The sequence below is a fragment of the Bacteroides faecichinchillae JCM 17102 genome (assembly GCF_000614145.1).
Taxonomy (GTDB): Bacteria; Bacteroidota; Bacteroidia; order Bacteroidales; family Bacteroidaceae; genus Bacteroides; species Bacteroides faecichinchillae.
Map to the genome: position 1 here is coordinate 133,328 of NZ_BAKK01000004.1, position 22,015 is coordinate 155,342.

10 protein-coding genes, 1 tRNA gene and 3 pseudogenes are annotated in these 22,015 nt (G+C 39.6%); 9 read left to right on the plus strand and 5 right to left on the minus strand.

Annotation, left to right across the window (positions count from 1 at the left end; translation table 11 throughout):
* Positions 1 to 480: 480 nt before the first annotated feature.
* From JCM17102_RS03465 to JCM17102_RS03510, 9 genes and pseudogenes are all read left to right on the plus strand, one after another.
* Entirely contained in the window at positions 481 to 3,147 is a 2,667-nt protein-coding gene (locus JCM17102_RS03465) for a DNA gyrase/topoisomerase IV subunit A (protein ID WP_373278857.1), read from the plus strand.
* Positions 3,148 to 3,198: 51 nt separating this feature from the next.
* Positions 3,199 to 4,074 (plus strand): DUF3316 domain-containing protein, encoded by an 876-nt coding sequence (locus tag JCM17102_RS03470; RefSeq protein WP_033886495.1) that lies wholly within the window; start codon positions 3,199 to 3,201, stop codon positions 4,072 to 4,074.
* Positions 4,075 to 4,096: 22 nt separating this feature from the next.
* Complete coding sequence (locus tag JCM17102_RS03475; protein WP_025074004.1) at positions 4,097 to 5,119, plus strand: S41 family peptidase; 1,023 nt, start codon at positions 4,097 to 4,099, stop codon at positions 5,117 to 5,119.
* Positions 5,120 to 5,192: 73 nt separating this feature from the next.
* A tRNA-Leu gene (locus tag JCM17102_RS03480) sits at positions 5,193 to 5,274 on the plus strand.
* A gap of 62 nt (positions 5,275 to 5,336) precedes the next feature.
* Positions 5,337 to 6,227, plus strand: coding sequence for a carbohydrate kinase family protein (locus tag JCM17102_RS03485; protein ID WP_025074005.1), 891 nt, complete (start codon positions 5,337 to 5,339; stop codon positions 6,225 to 6,227).
* A 227-nt stretch (positions 6,228 to 6,454) separates the two neighbouring features.
* Positions 6,455 to 9,521 (plus strand): annotated as a pseudogene (locus JCM17102_RS26010) (SusC/RagA family TonB-linked outer membrane protein).
* A 66-nt stretch (positions 9,522 to 9,587) separates the two neighbouring features.
* Positions 9,588 to 11,123 (plus strand): RagB/SusD family nutrient uptake outer membrane protein, encoded by a 1,536-nt coding sequence (locus tag JCM17102_RS03500; protein ID WP_025074006.1) that lies wholly within the window; start codon positions 9,588 to 9,590, stop codon positions 11,121 to 11,123.
* Positions 11,124 to 11,138: 15 nt separating this feature from the next.
* Positions 11,139 to 13,456 (plus strand): annotated as a pseudogene (bglX, locus tag JCM17102_RS26015) (beta-glucosidase BglX).
* A 74-nt stretch (positions 13,457 to 13,530) separates the two neighbouring features.
* Positions 13,531 to 14,898, plus strand: coding sequence for a glucoamylase family protein (locus JCM17102_RS03510; protein ID WP_025074007.1), 1,368 nt, complete (start codon positions 13,531 to 13,533; stop codon positions 14,896 to 14,898).
* Between the two features lie 18 nt (positions 14,899 to 14,916).
* Here JCM17102_RS03510 and JCM17102_RS03515 read toward each other — a convergent pair.
* The 5 genes and pseudogenes from JCM17102_RS03515 to JCM17102_RS03535 form a co-directional block, all read right to left on the minus strand.
* Positions 14,917 to 15,108: pseudogene (locus tag JCM17102_RS03515) on the minus strand (hypothetical protein); the annotation flags it as partial.
* Between the two features lie 278 nt (positions 15,109 to 15,386).
* Complete coding sequence (locus tag JCM17102_RS03520) at positions 15,387 to 16,244, minus strand: DNA/RNA non-specific endonuclease (protein WP_025074009.1); 858 nt, start codon at positions 16,242 to 16,244, stop codon at positions 15,387 to 15,389.
* A gap of 307 nt (positions 16,245 to 16,551) precedes the next feature.
* A complete protein-coding gene (locus JCM17102_RS03525) occupies positions 16,552 to 18,504 on the minus strand; it encodes a DUF6359 domain-containing protein (RefSeq protein ID WP_025074010.1) in 1,953 nt (650 codons plus the stop codon).
* A 20-nt stretch (positions 18,505 to 18,524) separates the two neighbouring features.
* Complete coding sequence (locus tag JCM17102_RS03530; RefSeq protein WP_025074011.1) at positions 18,525 to 19,382, minus strand: DUF5689 domain-containing protein; 858 nt, start codon at positions 19,380 to 19,382, stop codon at positions 18,525 to 18,527.
* Between the two features lie 40 nt (positions 19,383 to 19,422).
* On the minus strand, positions 19,423 to 21,954 hold the full coding sequence (locus JCM17102_RS03535; protein WP_025074012.1) for a porin family protein: 2,532 nt from the start codon (positions 21,952 to 21,954) through the stop codon (positions 19,423 to 19,425).
* Positions 21,955 to 22,015 lie beyond the last annotated feature (61 nt).

The following is a 22,015-nucleotide window of genomic DNA, read 5'->3' on the forward strand; positions in this document are numbered from 1 at the left end:
ACCTCTTTTTTTTTGCGCTTCTGAAGAAAAAAGAATTCCGAATAGGAATAATAGTAATAAAATGTGTTTCATAAAAATATTAGTTGTTGATGTTTACAAAATTCAACTATAAAAATACACAAGACAAGTTTTACTTGGATGTAAAACTGTGAAATCTTCCATCAGCCCATAGTCAACCAGATTATAATCACGCCCAGCCGCTTGTTTCTCTATTCCGTTCCAATGCTATGCCCCAGATTTACTTATCACAATTATTATGAGGAGCAAATAATTAGCAAAAATAGCAGATAGTTAATGACATAGACCTGTTAATAATGATTTTTTTCATTTCTAAAATGACATTTAAAAGTAAAAAAACTGCAGGAATCTCAGTTTATCATACAATTCTTCCTCGTTATCAGCTTTTAACATAATGAATCTCTTCTTTTCATCATTAAAATCTCTTTTATTTTTTGTATTTTTGCGAACGTATGCGTTAAAATGAAGTATATACAGCAATTTATGAGTGACGAAATTAACGAAATAACAGAAGGACATTCAGACTATAAGCCGGCTGACGGGCGAGACGAAAACGTAAAACATCAACTCACAGGTATGTACCAGAACTGGTTTCTGGACTATGCTTCGTATGTGATTCTGGAACGTGCAGTGCCTCATATTAATGATGGTTTAAAACCTGTGCAGCGTCGTATTCTGCATTCAATGAAACGTCTGGACGACGGACGGTATAACAAAGTAGCCAACATAGTGGGACACACCATGCAGTTTCACCCTCATGGTGACGCTTCAATTGGAGACGCCTTGGTACAATTAGGACAAAAAGACCTACTTATTGACTGTCAGGGTAACTGGGGTAACATTCTCACCGGTGATGGTGCAGCAGCCCCACGTTATATCGAAGCGCGTCTTTCTAAATTTGCACTCGACGTTGTTTTCAATCCCAAAACTACGGAATGGAAACTGTCTTATGATGGACGAAACAAAGAACCAGTCACACTTCCTGTCAAATTTCCATTATTGCTGGCTCAAGGTGTAGAAGGTATTGCTGTTGGACTTTCATCAAAGATATTACCACACAACTTCAACGAGCTTTGCGACGCTTCTATCAGTTATTTACGTAATGAACCTTTTCAAATCTATCCCGATTTTCAAACAGGGGGTTCAATAGACGTAGCCAAATATAATGATGGCGAACGAGGTGGTGTCGTAAAGGTACGTTCCAAAATCAATAAAATAGACAATAAGACTTTAGCCATCACGGAAATCCCTTATGGTAAGACAACCTCTTCTGTAATCGATTCTATTCTGAAAGCAGTAGATAAAGGGAAAATCAAAATACGTAAAGTGGATGATAATACGGCTGCCAATGTGGAAATTCTGGTTCACCTGGCTCCCGGTACCTCTTCAGATAAAACTATCGATGCTTTATATGCCTTTACCGATTGCGAAGTAAGCATTTCACCGAACTGCTGTGTGATTGATGACAGTAAACCCCACTTCCTCACTGTTAGTAAAGTGTTGAAAAAATCAGCAGACAACACATTAGACTTGCTGAAACAGGAACTAGAAATCAAGAAAAACGAAATATTGGAAGCCCTCCATTTCGCTTCTCTCGAAAAGATATTTATTGAAGAACGGATTTATAAAGATAAAGAGTTCGAACAATCCAAAGATATGGACGCTGCTTGTAAACATATTGACAAACGACTGACTCCTTTCTATCCAAAGTTTATCCGTGAAGTGACGAAAGATGATATTCTCAAACTGATGGAAATCAAAATGGGACGTATCTTGAAGTTCAACTCGGATAAAGCCGACGAACTGATTGTCAAAATGAGAGAAGAGATCGCTACGATAGACCATCATCTAGCAAATATCATAGAATATACTATTGACTGGTATCAGATGCTAAAAGAAAAATACGGCAAAAACTTCCCACGTCATACAGAACTTCGAAACTTCGACACTATCGAAGCGGCTAAGGTTGTGGAAGCTAACGAAAAGCTCTATATTAACCGCGAAGAAGGATTTATTGGTACTTCTTTAAAGAAAGACGAATTCGTTGCCTGTTGCTCGGATATTGATGATGTGATTATATTCTTTCGTGATGGAAAATATATTGTAACCCCGGTAGCAGACAAGAAGTTCGTGGGTAAAAATGTACTTTATGTTAATGTCTTTAAGAAGAACGACAAACGCACTATTTACAATGTGGCCTATCGGGACGGCAAAGAAGGGACCACTTACGTTAAACGTTTCGCTGTTACTTCTGTGGTACGCGATCGTGAGTATGACGTCACTCAAGGCACACCGGACTCACGCATCACATATTTCAGTGCTAACCCGAACGGAGAAGCAGAAATTATAAAAGTGACTCTAAAACCGAATCCACGTGTACGACGTATTATTTTCGAACATGACTTTAGTGAAACTGGTATTAAAGGTCGTCAGGCACGAGGCGTCATCCTAACTCGCCTTCCAATCCATAAGATAACACTGAAACAGAAGGGGGGATCTACTTTAGGAGGACGAAAAGTATGGTTTGACCGTGACATACTCCGTCTCAACTATGATGGCAGGGGTGAGTATTTGGGAGAATTCCAAAGTGATGATACGATTCTGGTTGTATTAAACAATGGCGAATTCTATACTACTAACTTTGACCTAAGCAACCACTACGAAGATAATGTGAGCATTGTTGAGAAGTTTGACTCCAATAAAGTATGGACTGCAGCACTATATGATGCCGACCAGCAGAACTATCCTTATCTGAAACGTTTCTGTTTTGAAGGTACCAATCGTAAACAGAATTATCTGGGAGACAACAAGAACAACCGCCTCATCCTGCTTACGGATGAATATTACCCAAGACTGGAAGTAGTCTTTGGTGGACACGACAGTTTCCGTGACCCGCTGATTATAGATGCAGAAGAATTTATTGCAGTGAAAGGTTTCAAGGCAAAAGGAAAACGAATTTCAACGTTTGGTATCGAAACGATCAATGAACTCGATCCGCTTCGTTTTCCCGAACCGTTGCAGGAAGAGCAGAAGGAGACGGAAGAGGAAGTGGAAAATCTAGATCCGGACAGCGATAAAAGTGAAGGAGATATCATTGATGAGATTACAGGGCAGATGAAATTATTTTAGAACCTCCCTTTCATCCCCTTTCTTTTGGAAAGGGAATAAAGATAGAACAGAATGATAGAATTCAGAAAAAGTATTATAGTATTAATCACATTGATGGTCCATGTTCTCCCTAGCTTGGGACAGAATAATGAAAGTTCAGGAGAAGGTTTTTCCGATCCTACCCGTTATGTGACACGTTCTACAATGTATGGTGTTGGTTTCACTAATGTGTTCGATACCTATCTCTCGCCTCAGGAATACAAAGGAATTGACTTTCGCATTTCCCGTGAAACAATGCGAATGACAAAACTATTCGACGGAAATGTCTCTGTACAAAATTTCTTTCAGGCCGATTTAGGATACACTCACAATCGTGCAGACAATAATAATGCTTTTTCCGGATTAGTGAATTGGAATTACGGACTTCACTACCAGTTCCGGTTAACAGACAACTTCAAACTATTGGCAGGTGGGTTATTTGATCTCAACGGTGGATTTGTTTATAACCTCCGCAACGGTAATAATCCAGCTTCTGCACGTGCATACGTTAATCTAGATGCTTCAGGTATGGCTATTTGGCATTTAAAAATTAAACGTTATCCGATAGTGTTGCGTTATCAAGTCAATTTGCCAGTCATCGGTCTGATGTTCTCACCGCATTACGGACAATCATATTATGAGATTTTCTCATTGGGAAATGCAAGTGGTGTGGTACGTTTTACTTCTATTCATAATCAGCCATCTCTTCGTCAGATGCTTTCTGTCGATTTACCTATAGGAGATACCAAAATGCGTTTTAGTTATTTAGCTGATTTGCAACAGTCTAATGTAAACAAAATCAAGACGCATACCTACTCTCACGTGTTCATGGTAGGATTTGTAAAGAACTTATTCCGTGTTTCTAACAAACAGGCTATGTCCCTGCCACCTGCTGTACAAGCTTACTAAAACTGTAATGAAGGAAATTAGAATGAAAAATAAAATTATATATATATTCCGGTTACTCTGTTGCATCCCTTTGCTGTCCGGATGCATTGGAGAAGATAATTATGCCGACGATCCTGTTGGTAACTTCGAACAACTGTGGAAAATCATCGACCAACAATACTGCTTTCTGGAAGAGAAAGGAATTGATTGGGACGCAGTACATCAAGAATACCGGAAATATATTGTACCGGAAATGACTAATGAGGATTTATTCGACAAACTAAGCGAAATGCTGTTCATCCTGAAAGATGGACATGTAAACCTCTCCTCTGCCAGCCGAACTTCCTATTATGACGCGTGGTATGAAGGATTTCCTTGGAATTACCGGAAGGATATTCTTTATCAGACTTACCTGGGCAGTGCAAGTTCAGGATATCGTACCTCCGCCGGAATGAAATATAAAATATTCGATAACAATATCGGCTATATCCGATACGAAAGTTTCAGTTCCGGAGTAGGAAATGGTAACTTGGATGAAATCCTTGTTTATCTATCTACTTGTAATGGGCTAATTATCGATGTACGTGATAACGGAGGAGGAAACCTGACTTATTCCGAACGCATCGCCGCACGCTTTACTAATGAAAAAGTATTGACCGGATTTATCCAGCATAAAAACGGACCAGGACATTCAGACTTCTCTGATCCTGAGCCAGTCTACCTAGAACCATCCAGCAGTATCCGTTGGCAAAAGAAAGTGGTTATCTTGACTAACCGCCGTTGTTACAGTGCAACTAATGACTTTGTAAACGCAATGCGTAGTATTGAAAATGATAATATTATCCAATTAGGAGATCAGACAGGAGGCGGTTCCGGACTTCCTTTCACTTCCGAGCTACCAAATGGTTGGAGTATCCGTTTCTCTGCCAGCCCACATTTTGATAAAAATATGAAACCGCTGGAGAATGGTATTTTACCGGATATTCCCGTCGATATGACTGAGGAAGACCAACTTAAAGGCAAAGATACACTGATTGAAAAAGCATTTGAAATTTTAAGTGAGTAACTTTATTGCTTAATTATTTGTCAAATCAGAAAATCTTCCTATCTTTGCACCGCTAAACAAAAATGTTACACCTGCGGCTGTGGCGTAATTGGTAGCCGCGCCAGACTTAGGATCTGGTGTCGAGAGACGTGTAGGTTCGAGTCCTATCAGCCGCACAGAATAAACTAAAAAGCCTTCAAGAATATATCTTGAAGGCTTTTTAATTGGTTACACATATATGAAGAAACATCAACTTTGCTGCATCGGGCATATCACATTGGACAAGGTAATTACTCCTCAAAATACAGTCTATATGCCAGGAGGTACTGCTTTTTATTGTTCTAAAGCCATTTCCCATTTCAAGGACTTTAATTATAAATTAGTCACTTCTGTAGGTGCTACAGAAATCAATGTAGTGGAACAGTTACGTGAAACAGGTATTGACACCACGGTCTTACCCTGCAAATATTCTGTTTATTTTGAGAATATTTATGGAGAAAATCCCGATGACCGCAAGCAACGAGTACTAGCAAAAGCAGATCCGTTCACCGTTGAATCAGTAAAAGACATTGATGCGGAAATCTATCACTTAGGATCTTTATTAGCTGATGACTTTTCAGTAGACGTGATCAAAGAATTGTCAAAGAAAGGATTGATAGCTGTAGACTCTCAGGGTTATCTGCGCGAAGTACGTGATACATACGTCTACCCTATAGACTGGACCAATAAGCTAGAAGCTCTGCAATATATCCACTTCCTTAAAGTCAATGAACACGAAATGGAAGTATTAACCGGATTCTCCGATCCCCAAACAGCTGCCCGCCAGCTATATGAATGGGGAGTAAAAGAAGTATTGGTCACTTTGGGAAGTATGGGTTCGCTTATTTTCGACGGTTTCGACTTCCATAGAATCCCTGCCTATAAACCGACACAAGTTGTAGATGCTACAGGATGTGGGGATACTTACACTATCGGATATTTATATCAACGGGTGTTGGGTACAGATATTGTTACAGCCGGACGTTTTGCTGCCGCCATGTCTACATTAAAGATTGAAAAGTCAGGTCCTTTCAGTGGGACGAAAGAAGACGTTATACATTGTATGAATAATGCGGAAAAAATGTTTTGATTGATAGATCAAGATATCCCAATTTATGATCTCATTTTATACGTAAATTATAGTTATGTTTCTAACTAAAGCAAAACTTTGGCTAGAATCCAAGAACTATTTATCTTATAGTCTTGTGTTAAAAACAAGCATTCTCCTCTTTTCCAAAATCTTTTTTGCAATTTGTTTGTTTCCATTAATACTTCGTCCGGAATGGGCAAGAAAGACTTCAACCTAAATAATAACAAATGGAAAAATTTAATGCAATGAGGACTAGACTTTTACAACATCTTCAAAAGAAAACCTACCGGTTAAAGGGCATAATGGCGCTCGCTTACTTGTTGCTGACTTCTGTTTCCGCTTTTGCACAGACCAAAACGGTGACAGGAACAATAACAGATGCAAACAATGAACCGTTGATAGGTGTATCAGTGGTAGTACAAGGTACTTCTACCGGAACCGTCACAAATATGGACGGCGAGTATTCAATTTCTGTGACTCCAGAAGACGTGTTGGTATTCTCATATGTGGGAATGGCTACACAAAGTATCAAAGTAGGTACACAGAGTGTTATTAATGTAACCTTAAAAGAAGATTCTCAGTTATTGGCCGAAACAGTGGTCATCGGATACGGTAGCGCGAAGAAAAGAGACTTGACAGGTTCTATTACCAACATCAAAGGAGACGAAATTGCCAACAAACCGGCAATGAACCCTCTATCTTCTCTTCAAGGTAAAGTAGCCGGTGTTCAAATCGTAAACTCCGGACGAGCAGGTGCCGACCCGGAAATTCGTATTCGTGGTACAAACTCTATTAATGGATACAAACCATTGTATATTGTAGACGGACTGTTCAATGACAATATCAATTTCCTTAATCCGGAAGATATTGAATCTATGGAAATCTTAAAAGACCCTTCTTCATTGGCTATTTTTGGTGTACGCGGAGCAAATGGTGTTATCATCATTACAACTAAAAAAAGCTAAAGAAGGACAGACTCTAGTAAACATCAATACTTCATTTGGCTTCAAAAAAGTAGTAGATAAAATAGACCTTGTAAATGGTCCACAATTCAAAGAACTCTACAGCGAACAACTTTCAAATCAGAAAGATAATCCATTCAACTATTCAGGTTGGGATGCCAATACCGACTGGCAAGATGAGATTTTCCAAAATGCTTTTATCACTAACAATAATATCAGTATTACCGGTGCTTCCGCCAAGCATAGTTTTTATCTAGGTGTGGGTTATTCTCACGAACAAGGTAACATCAAGCATGAGAAATACAGCAAAGTAACAATCAATGCAAGCAATGATTACAAGATTACGGATTATCTGAAAGTTGGTTTCCAATTTAACGGTGCCCGGATGCTTCCGGCAGATTCCAAACAAGTACTAGGTGCACTGCGTGCTACACCTATCGCTCCTGTATATAACAATGAATACGGACTTTATGCTGCTTTACCAGAATTTCAGAAAGCACAGATCAATAACCCGATGGTGGATGTAGATCTAAAAGCTAATACGACCAAAGCAGAGAATTACCGTGCATCAGGAAATATCTATGGTGAAGTGAACTTCCTGAAACACTTTACTTTCAAAGCTATGTTCTCTATGGATTATGGGTCCAACAACGGAAGGACTTACACCCCTATTGTGAAAGTATATGACTCTGCCGTTAGTGGCAATGTAGCTACCTTAGGCACAGGTAAAACTGAAGTCAGCCAGTTCAAAGAGAATGAAACAAAAGTGCAAAGTGATTACTTAGTGACTTATACCAACAGCTTCGATAATGGTAATCATAATTTAACAGCAACTGCCGGTTTTACAACCTACTATAATTCGTTGAGTCGTCTTGACGGAGCACGTAAACAAGGGGTAGGTCTTGTTATTCCAAATGATCCGGATAAATGGTTTGTGAGCATTGGCGATGCAGCCACTGCAACTAACGGAAGTACCCAATGGGAACGGAGTACTGTATCCTTACTGGCACGTCTTATTTACAATTATAAAGGGAAATATCTGTTCAACGGTTCATTCCGTCGTGACGGTTCTTCCGCCTTCTCTTACACTGGTAATGAATGGCAAAACTTCTTCTCTCTAGGAGCTGGTTGGCTTATGAGTGAAGAAGAGTTTATGAAAGATATCACATGGTTGGACATGTTGAAAATCAAAGCATCTTATGGTACTTTAGGAAACCAAAACCTGGATAAAGCTTACCCTGCTGAACCGCTATTGACAAATGCTTATTCGGCTGTATTCGGTAAACCATCCATTATCTATCCCGGATATCAACTAGCCTATCTGCCTAATCCCAATCTCCGTTGGGAAAAAGTAGAAGCATGGGAAGCCGGTTTTGAAACGAATGTACTCCGCAACCGTTTGCATTTTGAAGGAGTATATTATAAGAAGAATACTAAAGACCTTCTTGCAGAAGTTCCCGGTATCTCAGGAACCGTTCCCGGTATCGGTAACTTGGGAGAAATTGAAAATAAAGGTGTGGAAATGGCTATTAGTTGGCGTGATCAGATCGGCGATTGGGGATACTCAGTTAGTGCCAATCTTACCACGATCAAGAATAAAGTGAAAAGCCTTGTCCAAGAAGGATATTCTATCATTGCAGGTGACAAGCAACAAAGCTATACCATGGCAGGTTATCCTATCGGATATTTCTATGGTTACAAGGTGGAAGGTGTTTATCAATCACAGAAAGACATCGATTCTTCTCCTAAAAATACGCTTGCCACAGTTACCCCCGGTGACCTGAAGTTTGCGGATGTAGACGGTAGCGGAGACATCACTCCGGAAGACCGTACTATGATTGGTAATCCTACTCCCGATTTCACTTACGGTTTGTCTCTCGGACTGACTTACAAGAACTGGACATTAGGTGTCGATATGATGGGGCAACACGGTAACGAGATTTTCCGTACTTGGGACAATTATAACTTTGCACAATTCAACTATTTGTCACAGCGTATGGACCGCTGGCATGGTGAAGGTACATCCAACAGCCAACCCTTGTTGAATTCCAAACATTCCATCAATACACTGAATTCAGATTATTATATTGAAGACGGTAGCTTTTTCCGTATCCGTAACGTACAACTTGCTTATGCTTTCGACAAATCATTGTTAGAAAAGATCCGCCTGCAAGCCTTGAAGGTATACGTTAATATACAGAACCTGAAGACATGGAAACATAATACTGGGTATACTCCGGAATTAGGTGGTACAGCAACTGCCTTTGGAGTGGACAATGGAAGCTACCCTATACCTGTAGTTTATACTTTCGGTATCAATTTAACATTCTAGTGGCAAAGTGCCGCTGCCAAGTTCCTATACGGAACATAAGTTTAATTCTTTAAAATTTATAGTTGTATGAAACTAGATAAATATATACTCTCAATCTGTATTGCTACGACTGCATTATTTTTTAGCAGTTGCAGTGATTTTCTGGACCGCAGTCCACAGGGACAGTTCACTGAAGATGACAATCCGAATGCTTTAGTGAACGGTAAAATCTACAATGTCTACACCATGATGCGTAACTATAACATTACTGCCGGTCCTCCCGCATTTGCCATCCACAGCTTCCGTTCTGAAGATGCGGAAAAAGGAAGTATTGCCAGCGATGGTTCCGATGTGGCTGAAATGTATGATGATTTTATCTATACAGCTACCAATGGACTATTGGGAGCTTATTGGGGACAGAATTACGCCATCATTTATCAGTGCAATGATATTCTTGAAGCTATTGCCGCCAAAGAAACAGCCGGACAGACAGAAGCTGAAGATTTGATCAACAAGGGAGAAGCATCTTTCTTCCGCGCTTACTGTTATTTCAATCTGGTACGTGCCTTCGGTGAAGTACCTTTAGTGACTTACAAAATCAACGATGCTTCAGAAGCCAACATTCCGAAAACTACCGCTGAAAAAATCTATGTACAGATTGACAGTGACCTCAAAACAGCAGAAGAGACATTGCCCGAAACCTGGAGTTCTGAATATACCGGACGACTGACTTGGGGAGCAGCCCGTTCTCTTCATGCACGAACTTATATGATGCGTAACGACTGGAACAATATGTACACAGCTTCTACTGATGTCATCAATAAAGGTTTATATAATCTGAATACTCCTTATGACGAGATTTTCACAGATGATGGAGAGAATAGTGGAGGTTCTATATTCGAACTCCAATGTACTGCAACAGCCGCTCTACCTCAAAGTGACATTATCGGTAGCCAATTTGCAGAAGTGCAAGGAGTTCGTGGAGCCGATAAATGGGACCTCGGCTGGGGATGGAATATGGCAACAGAATATATGGCACAAGCCTATGAGCCCAATGATCCTCGTAAGAATGCAACTTTACTTTATTTCCGCAGATCAGATAGTGACCCTATTACTCCGGAAAATACAAATGAACCTTATGGAGAATCTCCGGTTTCCCCAGCCATAGGAGCTTATTTCAATAAGAAAGCATATACCGACCCCGCACTACGTAAGGAATATACCAATAAAGGATTCTGGGTGAATATCCGTTTGATTCGTTACTCTGACGTAGTATTGATGGCAGCAGAAGCAGCTAATGAAAAAGGTATTCCGGGAGAAGCAGTTGACTATCTGGAAATGGTACGAGCACGTGCCAGAGGTAAAGATACCAGTATACTACCTAAGATAACAACGAATGATCAGTCAGAATTGCGTGAGGCTATTCGCCACGAACGTCGCGTAGAACTAGGTATGGAGTTCGACCGTTTTTATGATCTTGTTCGTTGGGGGATCGCCAGCGAAGTGTTGCATGCTGCCGGAAAGGTAAATTACCAGCCTAAGAATGCATTACTTCCTTTACCTCAGACAGAGATTGATAAATCAAAAGGAGTATTAGTACAGAATCCTGACTATGCTCAATAAAAACTAGTTAGAATGATGAACTATAAAAAATTAAGTTTACTTATCCTGCTATTCTCAGCAGGACTCATGAATGTGGCGGCACAAAAGTCGCCACAAGATATGGACCGCTTCATTGATGTCTTAATGAAGAAAATGACACTGGAAGAGAAAATTGGACAATTAAATCTTCCGGTAACAGGCGAGATCACTACAGGGCAAGCCAAAAGTAGTGACATTGCCACTAAAATCAAGAAAGGCGAGGTAGGTGGTCTCTTCAATCTAAAAGGAGTTGACCGTATCATGGATGTACAGAAACAAGCAGTAGAGAACTCCCGTTTGGGTATCCCCTTACTTTTCGGAATGGATGTTATCCATGGATACGAAACCATGTTTCCTATTCCATTAGGCTTATCTTGTACCTGGGATATGACAGCGATTGAAGAATCGGCACGTATTGCCGCTGTCGAGGCAAGTGCAGATGGTATCAACTGGACATTTAGCCCAATGGTAGATATCTCACGTGATCCTCGCTGGGGACGTGTATCCGAAGGTAGCGGTGAAGATCCATTTCTTGGAGCTATGATTGCCGAAGCAATGGTAATGGGTTACCAAGGAAAAAACATGGAACGGAATGATGAAATCATGGCATGTGTAAAACACTTTGCTTTATACGGTGCAAGTGAGGCCGGACGTGACTACAATACGGTGGATATGAGCCGCCAACGGATGTTCAATGACTATATGTTACCTTACGAAGCGGCTGTAGAAGCCGGTGTAGGTAGTGTAATGGCATCATTCAATGAAGTAGATGGTATTCCTGCCACTGCTAATAAATGGTTGATGACCGACATTCTACGTGGTCAATGGGGATTCAATGGTTTTGTTGTTACCGACTATACAGGAATCTCTGAAATGATTGATCATGGAATCGGTGATCTGCAAGAAGTATCCGCACGGGCAATTAACGCCGGAGTAGATATGGATATGGTCAGTGAAGGATTTGTCGGAACACTTAAAAAGTCTGTTCAGGAAGGTAAGGTTTCAATGGAAACATTGAATACAGCCTGTAGACGAATTCTGGAAGCTAAATATAAATTAGGATTGTTTGATAATCCATACAAATACTGTGATCCGAAACGTCCGGCACGCGACATCTTTACGAAAGCACATCGTGATGCAGCTCGTAGAATTGCAGCCGAAAGTTTTGTGCTTTTGAAGAACGATCCTGTACCAGGACGCCCGGGAGTAGCACCGGAACCTTTGCTTCCTTTCAATCCGAAAGGTAACATCGCAGTGATAGGCCCGTTAGCTGATAGCCGGACAAATATGCCAGGCACTTGGAGTGTGGCAGCAGTGTTGGATCGTTGTCCTTCATTAGTGGAAGGTTTGAAAGAGATGACTGTGGGTAAAGCTAACATTCTTTATGCAAAAGGTAGTAACCTGGTCAGTGACGCCGCTTACGAAGAACGTGCTACCATGTTCGGACGCTCTCTAAACCGAGATAACCGTACAGATCAGCAATTGTTGGATGAAGCTTTAAATATAGCTAAACAATCTGATATTGTCATTGCAGCTTTAGGAGAATCTTCGGAGATGAGTGGGGAAAGTAGTAGCCGCACAGACCTGAACATTCCGGACGTGCAACAGAACTTATTGAAAGAATTGGTGAAAACAGGAAAGCCTGTCGTACTGGTATTGTTTACCGGTCGCCCACTCACACTAAACTGGGAACAAGAAAACGTTCCTAGCATTCTGAATGTATGGTTTGGGGGAAGTGAAGCTGCTTATGCAATTGGTGATGCCTTGTTCGGTTATGTTAATCCGGGAGGGAAGCTCACCATGAGTTTCCCTAAGAATGTAGGTCAGATTCCTCTTTATTATGCACATAAGAATACCGGACGTCCTTTAGCCGAGGGTAAATGGTTCGAAAAATTCCGCACTAATTATCTGGATGTAGACAATGAACCGCTTTACCCGTTCGGTTTTGGGCTTTCATATACCACCTTCTCTTATAGTGATGTGGCTTTGAGTCATTCCAGTATTGGTATGACCGGTGAATTGACGGCAACTGTACAAGTAACCAACACAGGAAATTGGCCGGGTTCGGAAGTTGTACAACTTTATATCCGAGATATGGTAGGTAGTTCTACCCGTCCCGTCAAAGAACTGAAAGGTTTTCAGAAAATATTTCTTGAACCGGGAGACGTCAAATATGTCTATTTCAAAATAGCACCGGAAATGTTGAAGTATTATAACTATGACCTGCAATTGGTTGCTGAGCCCGGTGATTTTGAGATTATGATTGGGCCGAACAGCGAGATGTAAAATCAGCCAGGTTCACATTACATGAATGATAATAAAAAAACTGAGTTTGATTAAGTATCTATTAAACTCAGGTTAATATAGCTAATATATAATCTATTGAAGTATGATAAAAAACTATATATACTTGCCACTCCTCTGTTTTCTTTTAGTAGTAGGAGCTTGTAAGAGTAAACCTTCTGGACAGTCTTCCAATAATTCGGAAATCTCCGATGACGCGTTATTGGATACTGTCCAACGGCGTACTTTCCTCTACTTTTGGGACGGAGCAGAACCAAACAGCGGACTTGCTCCTGAACGTTATCATGTAGATGGTGTATATCCTGAAAATGATTCAAACGTAGTTACCTCCGGTGGTAGTGGATTTGGAATTATGGCTATTCTTGCAGGAATTGATCGTGGTTATGTGACTCGAGAAGAAGGTTTATCACGTATGGAACGAATTGTTTCTTTCCTGGAAAAAGCAGATCGCTTTTACGGAGCATATCCGCATTGGTGGTATGGAGATACCGGGAAAGTAAAACCTTTTGGTCAAAAAGACAATGGAGGCGACTTGGTAGAAACAGCTTTCCTGATGCAAGGATTGCTCGCCGTACACCAATATTATGTCAATGGCAATGAGAAAGAAAAAGCATTAGCCAAACGTATCGACCAGATCTGGCGTGAAGTAGATTGGAATTGGTATCGGAAAGGAGGACAAAACGTTCTATATTGGCATTGGAGTCCTACTTATGGTTGGGAAATGGATTTTCCCGTACATGGATATAATGAATGTATGATCATGTATATTCTCGCCGCTGCTTCTCCAACGCATGGAGTACCCGCAACCGTCTACCATGATGGCTGGGCACAAAACGGGGCTATCGTTTCTCCGCATAAAGTAGAAGGTATCGAATTACATCTCCGTTATCAAGGGACAGAAGCAGGACCACTTTTCTGGGCACAATACTCTTTCCTGGGACTTGATCCTGTAGGATTAAAGGACGAATATTGTCCTAGCTATTTCGATGAAATGCGTAATCTGACATTAGTCAATCGTGCTTACTGTATCCGCAATCCAAAACATTACAAAGGTTTCGGACCGGATTGTTGGGGGCTAACAGCCAGTTATTCTGTAGACGGATATGCGGCTCATTCTCCCAATGAACAAGACGACAAAGGAGTCATCTCTCCTACTGCCGCACTCTCATCTATCGTCTATACACCCGAATATTCGATGCAAGTGATGCGCCACCTATATAAGATGGGAGATAAAGTCTTTGGTCCATTCGGTTTCTATGATGCTTTCAGTGAAACAGATAATTGGTATCCGAAACGTTATCTTGCTATTGACCAAGGTCCTATTGCCGTCATGATAGAAAATTACCGGACAGGATTATTGTGGAAACTCTTTATGAGCCATCCTGACGTACAAGCAGGATTGACTAAATTAGGTTTCAATACGATCTCCAATCAGACCCCAAAAGAAAAATAGAACAGCTAAGGGGAGGGCTTATTGCCCTTCTCCTTGCGTTTGAATGGTTTCTCCTCCACCTTCTTTCACAACATCACTATGAATACTCCGGCTCGCTTTTTTCACACTCGCTTTCAGGTCACCGATCCGGTAACTAATACTAAATCCCAAATAGCGACTCGGATATTTACTGGAACTCTTCGAAATAAAGTTGATACCTTCCATATAATTCATTTGAATAATAAGAACATAACGGTAAGAGTTTAGCATAAGTTTTCTTGGAGAAAATAAAATGGTTATTTATTGTCACTTGTCACTTTTTAGTCTAGAATACTGCTAAAGGAATGAGCCTTGATGAAAGGGTTAATAATGAGCTGAAATATATAATATAGCACAAATGGAACATTATAAACATCAACCTTTCAATAACTTCCTTGCTAATGTGATGTCGGTTGTAGTTAGAAGATTTTTTCAAAGACACTAAGTGATCTTTTCAAATTATACGACATTTACAAGCCATTCCAAGCCTTAACAGAATAAGTAGCTTCTACGACATTCTCTAATTTATCATTTAAATTCGGAAAGAAGTCAATTCCTGTTTTTTCTTCCAACTCATCTATGGAAATTGCATAGTCTGCCAAATTCTGTGACTTAGGCGTAGTAGTATGTTCCAACCAAAATGCAATAGCTTTGAAAGAGCTACTTTTTTTAAACAACAATGCTACAAAATAATATTTAGGCACAGGTTTACTGTGATTATTATCAATGTAACTTAATACGTGTTCTTCTTTATCTATAGTTCCTCCTTTCACAACATACAAAGTATCTTGTGCTGTACAACTTCTCCCCCATGTCTGTACCTTAGCTTCCAGTTTTAACCATAAACCCGAATTAAATCCATTGCGTTGAGGAGTCATATTAGTGTAATAAAATGTATCATCATTTGCTTCACGTGAATATAAACGGTCGGCAGAAGCACAAATGTGCCCACGATCATATCCCTTTACGCCGAAATCCGAACGGGTACGTTGATAATCTTGTGCAACTAATGGATCCGATTCAAATGGATCATCCCCTGTTTTACGATTCACATTCTGTTGCATTGTCTGATTGTCGAATCGGAATGCTATCCAACGGGCATGCTTCTTATTTTTGTCATACTCCATACTGAAAGTTGTTACTTTCTTACCATTAAAAGTATTAGAATGAGTAACAAACATATCATTTGCTCCATTACGCAATGCTGGGAGTTCGACAATACCGGTCGCAAAATCTGTTGAGTCACTAGCATTCTCATCCTCATCTTTACTACAGGATACAAAACTTAAGCATAAAAAACCTAACCAAATATAGAAATTACACTTCATTCCAATATTCATAATATATTAATCTTGTTTGAGTATATAGTTTTAAATAAGCAGCAGTTGTTTAATCTGCAGGAAATGCAAAGATAAGTATAATCCGCCTTAGAGTTCAAGCTTTTATTTTATTTTCAGTCATCTTCACGTTTTCTCTTATCTACTCACGCTATATCAATTTGTTATGGAGATATCTTTTTTCTTCCTATAAGTATAGATATTTATAAATGTCTTTTAGAGCAGTTACTATATTTTCACAAAAAAGAAAGGGAACAGCAAGCTGCCCCCCCTTTCTTATTATTTATCAACCGTAGCATTAATTGACATTAATACCAAAGATAATTGCACGTTTATCAGCTGCCTCCTCAGCAGTATTAAATTTGATGGTAGAAGTAGCCGTTATTCCCGTTAATGTGAATTCATAATAATCAGAATCAGCAGGGGTAATCGTAAATGGAGAATTACTCGTAGCTCCAATATTTCCTGCTAGATCAATTTGTTTGGTTGCTTCTCCTCCTTCAAAAGTTCCACCATTTTCAATGGTAACCTTTAGAATCCCAGACTTTCCCTTCCAGCCGACAGCATAAAAAGCCAATTTAGTTTTGGCAGCTCCTAATACAGGTGAACTCCAAACGCCTGCTAACTTCGTTGTTCCAAGTTTCACAATAGGATATTCCGTCTCTTCGGTTCCAATCTTAACAATACCTCCGTAAGCTGCATCAGATGAATTACTCCAGTCCTTTGCAGGTAATGTGATATTACTTGTATAAACAGGACCTGTCGGTTCAGGATCACTGCCACCTTCTAAAAATTCAAAGTCTGTAATAGTCTTCATACCAGGAGCGCCAAATGCATATTTAAGAGTTCCAAGGATAACAACTTCCTTCCCTAGATTATCAGGATTATCCACTAAGTTCAAAGCAGGTTTAGCAGTCGGGCTATCTTTACCAAAACCAATTACCATACATTTTGTATAATCAGTTTCTTCTTTAGAAGCTGCTATGAGAATAGCAGAATTACGAATATCATCCAATCCAAAAACAACATCTTCAGGAGCATCTACAGTATTTGCATCATTACCATTCTTTACTCCGCCAACAATATAGCCTTTAACCCACGCAATAGCAGTACCATTAGTAGAAGTCAATGTCAATGCTTTCGTTACATCATACGGATTATCTTTAGAGTTATCTGTAACAGGAGGTTCCGGATCTACAATTTCTTCACCTTTACCATGTGCTACAACAAAATTCTGTACTTCCCATGTACTACCTGTCACTTCGGTACTAGTATACTTCAATGCAATTGTTACACTACTTTGCCCTATAAACTCAGCAGGAATACCAACATTACCTGAGCTTACAAAAGTAAAACTGTTACCTGATGCCATTACAATTGGAAGATTAGTCCATGTAGCCTGTGACACATTTCCCGTATAATCTTTACTAATCATCAACTGATGATAATCTTTAATCGTAGCAGCATCTGCATAGTTGATGGCATGTTTGAATGTTATATAAGCTTCTGTTTCCTGTGACAAATTAATAGTAGGAGCCACCAGCCAAGTCTCAGATGGGAATTTACCTTCGGCTGACCCACCTTTAATCATTGCAGAGCTATAATCATTTATCCAACTCAGAGTTCCTGATACTGAAACACTTGTAAATCCACCTAAAGACGATTTGAATGATTCGTTAATATAAGCATCTGTCGGTCCTTCACTACTACCGTCACCAATTTCCACATCACCTGTTGAAGTATGTAAAACAGCAGCTGTTATATCAATTAAACCTGTAACTCCGCAGTACTTACTGGCATAGTTACCTTTAATTTTAACAGACATGCCTAAATTACCATTATTATCTTTAACATTCAACTTATCACGCAAATCCCCTGCCGGTAACTTCACTGCAATAATCTTGGCTGTACTTGTTTCACTGGTAGTTGCCGCAATCACAATATTAGTATTCACATTAAAGTTAGAGGTTACAAATTCATTACCTGCAAAAACAGGTTCTCCACTTGCATCTACTCCATCATATTTATTGTTCATACAACCGACAATATATCCTTCTACCCAAATATCCGTACCACTTTTCTTGATAAGATAACTAGTTACGTCATAAGGATTATTTTTAGAGCCATCGCCCACCAATTCAGAATCATCACCTCCTTCTTTTATATCATAAGGTGCAGGGACATCACTACATCCACTAAATGTGATCACTGCAAGCAGCGTCAAGAATAAAGCATTTAGAATCTTTTTCATAATTGTCTATTGTTAGTTTATTAATTATTTTGTTTGATATCAGCACTGGTACGAATAAGCAATTGCCAATTATTGTTATAGCGAGTCAATATACCAGTTACATCAGTATTTCCTTCCGGAAGCACATCTTTCGAGAAATTTGCATAAATACTAGTATGAGCTACTGCCTTACATGCTGTACCATCTGCAAAATTGATACTACGCTCTACAAAACTCAAAGTAGGACTTGCAATATCCGATTCCGGTGCAAAAGCCACCTTACCATTTGCTTCAGGGAACTTCACATTTTTCAGTGTTACCAATAACGGAGCACGCTTCATATCTATAGCCGCCAATTCCGTTGCATTAGAAATCTCAAGCGGTTTCAACTCTTCATAAAACATTTGCGGCTTATTAATGATACGCACTCTTTGCTTCCACTCATACTCCGGCATACGACCTACCTTACCTTCATAAGTAGTACCTATCTGAGCTAATTTACGATAACTACCAATCTGCAAACCTTCGCAATTGATAACCACTTTCTGACCTACCGGACAAGCTGCATAAAGTCCTGTATTGTTCACACCTACAATAATAGCTCCCGTTTCGTCAGCTACGACCAATTGCTTGTAGATATTTCCACTTTCATCATCTCCTACAATCACACCTTCAATACGTGTTTTGCCTTCCATGGTGGTATAAGTATCCGAACTAGTATCTATAAATCCATCATATTTCTCTTTCAAGTTGGCTATTGAAATAGTACGTCCAGGCTCGATCGAGTTATTACCAAACGCATTGCCTGTAACCGGAGTATCAAAGTCATTCATGCACGAAGTAAAACTTGAAGCGCATATCAACATTCCAACACATCCTATAGATAATATTTTCTTCATATTCATTTTTCTTTATTTATTAATTGGGCTGATAACACATTTAGAATCTGTAGCCGATATTCATGAATGCATTGATGGCCGGCGCATAATAATATTTAGAGTTCTTAGAGAACATATAAGTACGCATAGAACCATCATCATAAGTATCGTCACGATTTTGTTCATAACCACCTGTACGCATATTAGTATTATTCAGAACATTATTCACGCTAAGATTAAGACTGATGCTTTTGCCATTTCTCAAACGAATATACTTTCCAATAGAAGCATCAAGCATGAAACCACCTTTTAGTTTTTCTTGTGAAGGAACTGTTACACCTACCAAATTGCCGTTAGCGTCTACTGAACCATCATTATCACGAGTCAATACACTCTCCAAACGACGATAAGCAGAGAAATCCAGATAGATACGATCATAGTAATTACCAGACAGGTTAAAGAACCAACCTTTAATATTGTAATCCAGACTTAAGCTATAAGCTGAAAGTGGAGTCCCGTTAGCACGCATACCTTTTGCATATACCCGGTCGGGATTAGATTCGCTCTCACTTTCATAAGTACGTGTAGCAACCGGATTGTTCATATATTCAGCTTCCGACCATGTACCGATAGCTGTCAAAGACAAATTGCTAGTCAAACGGAAAGTAGCAGCAGCCTCCACACCCCAATGTTCTTTCTTTATACCGTTCATTGACAAATAAGTAAAGCGAGATTCATTGTCATTATAAAAAGCTTCCAATTCTACCTGATTCTGGAAACGGGTATAATATCCTGTAATACGTCCCATCACAACAGGAGTATTAAAATTATAAGTGAAATCACCACCATACACTCGTTCAGTCTTCAAGTCATTTACAAAATCGTTCTTGATACGTGGAGCAACAAATGAGTTATATGCCAATGGAGCACGATCTTCATAACCAGCGTTCAATGTAAATGAATGGTTACCATTAAGGAAGTAAGTCAAACCAGCTTTTACACCACCTTCCAGGAATTTAGCAGTACCACTGCTCCCCAAAGATTTCAACGGAGCACGACCGTTACGCATCAAACCTTCACGAAACATCTGTGTAGAACCGATTTTACCGGAAGCAAAGTAGTTGAATGAACCGCTTTTGCCCTGATAACGCAACCAGGCGCTTTGTTTGTTCACAAAGATATTGTAGTTATAACCAAACTTATCACCTTCCCCGATACGACGATTCGGATGATCCAAATCATTCTGGATAATGCTAGAGTTTTCACCATAGTCACGCACTGAGAACTTATCGATATCAGTGTACAACACGCCACCCAGCAAATCTTTCATTTTCTTGAAATGCATTCCTTTTGTCGTATTCACAGCAATACCGGCTGTATAACTGCTATGATCATTGATGGTGTGATTAAATACAGAATTGAAATTAAATGCTAATTGGTCATTATGACGTTCTTCTACATAATACAAAGTTTCCTTATCCAATGCATTTGCTTGTTGATTAGAGAAATACATCAAATCCCAGTCAAGCTGACGATACGCCTTATTATGCTTCCATAAGTCAGTTACTTCATTAAACTGCTCTAACTGTTCAGGTGTAGGAACATCATTATAAACATTGAATATTGAGCTAGGCAATTTCTTATAATAATCAGGACGTGGGTCAGAAGCATTTCCATTCCATCCCAATGCACTGGTTCCATAACTACTATATTTAAATCCTGCACTTGTCACCAATTTCATGTCTTCTTTAATTTTGAAATCCCATGTTGCAACAGCAGAAGGCTCGAAAGAATTTACCACGCGTGCATTACGTTTCTTTCCGTTCTGATATCCCCAGTTAGGATTATAATAGTGACTATTAGCTAAATAATAAGCTTCTTCTGTAGATGCCCCTTGTTGTCCACGTTCCGTAGGAGCTCCCCAAGTAGCAATTGATAAACTATGTTTGTCATTAAAGACTTTCTCTGCTGCCAGAAAATAAGAAAAAGCATTGTAAAAGGTACCTTCGATATTTCCTTCATTTGCCCAACGATAACCAGCTGATCCGGTGAATGCCCAGCCATTCTTCATCAGACCTGTGGAATAAGTGTACATTCCGCGCAAAATATAACTACGATTACATCCTGACAATGACAGTTTTGATCCTGCTGAATATTGGCTGGCACGAAGATCAATATTCGTCGATCCTCCAATCGCTCCAAAAGTAAAGTTGTTGGTTTCAAAAGGACTAATCCCCTCTTTGTTTCGGGTAGCATCATTTAATCCTCCGATCAATCCGTAACTGAAACGTCCTGTTTCTACATCATTAAACTGCACACCGTTAATGTACATGTCATTGTACTGAGAATCGTATCCTCTCACACGAAATCTCATCGGACTAAACAAATAACCAACATTAGACAGATAAACATCATTGTTTGAAGAGACAAGTGCCTGCACACTTTGAGCGGCATCATCATCATCGTTCAACTGTGATTCTGTGAACATGAAAGAAGCATTGTCTTCACGAGCGTTTTGTTTTGCCTTTTGCTGCGCAAAAATAGTTGGCGCCAAACAAAATAATACGATCGCTAACCCTAATCGTTGTTTCATAATTTAATTTATATTAATGTTAATTGGTCTCTACCATTAAATCGTTGTTAAAATAATAGGT

Bases quoted from the DNA above. Each gene is read 5' to 3' on its own strand.
- JCM17102_RS03470 (WP_033886495.1), top strand. From the start codon at position 3,199: ATGATAGAATTCAGAAAAAGTATTATAGTATTAATCACATTGATGGTC.
- JCM17102_RS03485 (WP_025074005.1), top strand. From the start codon at position 5,337: ATGAAGAAACATCAACTTTGCTGCATCGGGCATATCACATTGGACAAG.
- JCM17102_RS03475 (WP_025074004.1), top strand. From the start codon at position 4,097: ATGAAAAATAAAATTATATATATATTCCGGTTACTCTGTTGCATCCCT.
- JCM17102_RS03525 (WP_025074010.1), bottom strand. From the start codon at position 18,504: ATGAAAAAGATTCTAAATGCTTTATTCTTGACGCTGCTTGCAGTGATC.
- JCM17102_RS03465 (WP_373278857.1), top strand. From the start codon at position 481: ATGAAGTATATACAGCAATTTATGAGTGACGAAATTAACGAAATAACA.
- JCM17102_RS03510 (WP_025074007.1), top strand. From the start codon at position 13,531: ATGATAAAAAACTATATATACTTGCCACTCCTCTGTTTTCTTTTAGTA.
- JCM17102_RS03535 (WP_025074012.1), bottom strand. From the start codon at position 21,954: ATGAAACAACGATTAGGGTTAGCGATCGTATTATTTTGTTTGGCGCCA.
- JCM17102_RS03520 (WP_025074009.1), bottom strand. From the start codon at position 16,244: ATGAAGTGTAATTTCTATATTTGGTTAGGTTTTTTATGCTTAAGTTTT.
- JCM17102_RS03500 (WP_025074006.1), top strand. From the start codon at position 9,588: ATGAAACTAGATAAATATATACTCTCAATCTGTATTGCTACGACTGCA.
- JCM17102_RS03530 (WP_025074011.1), bottom strand. From the start codon at position 19,382: ATGAAGAAAATATTATCTATAGGATGTGTTGGAATGTTGATATGCGCT.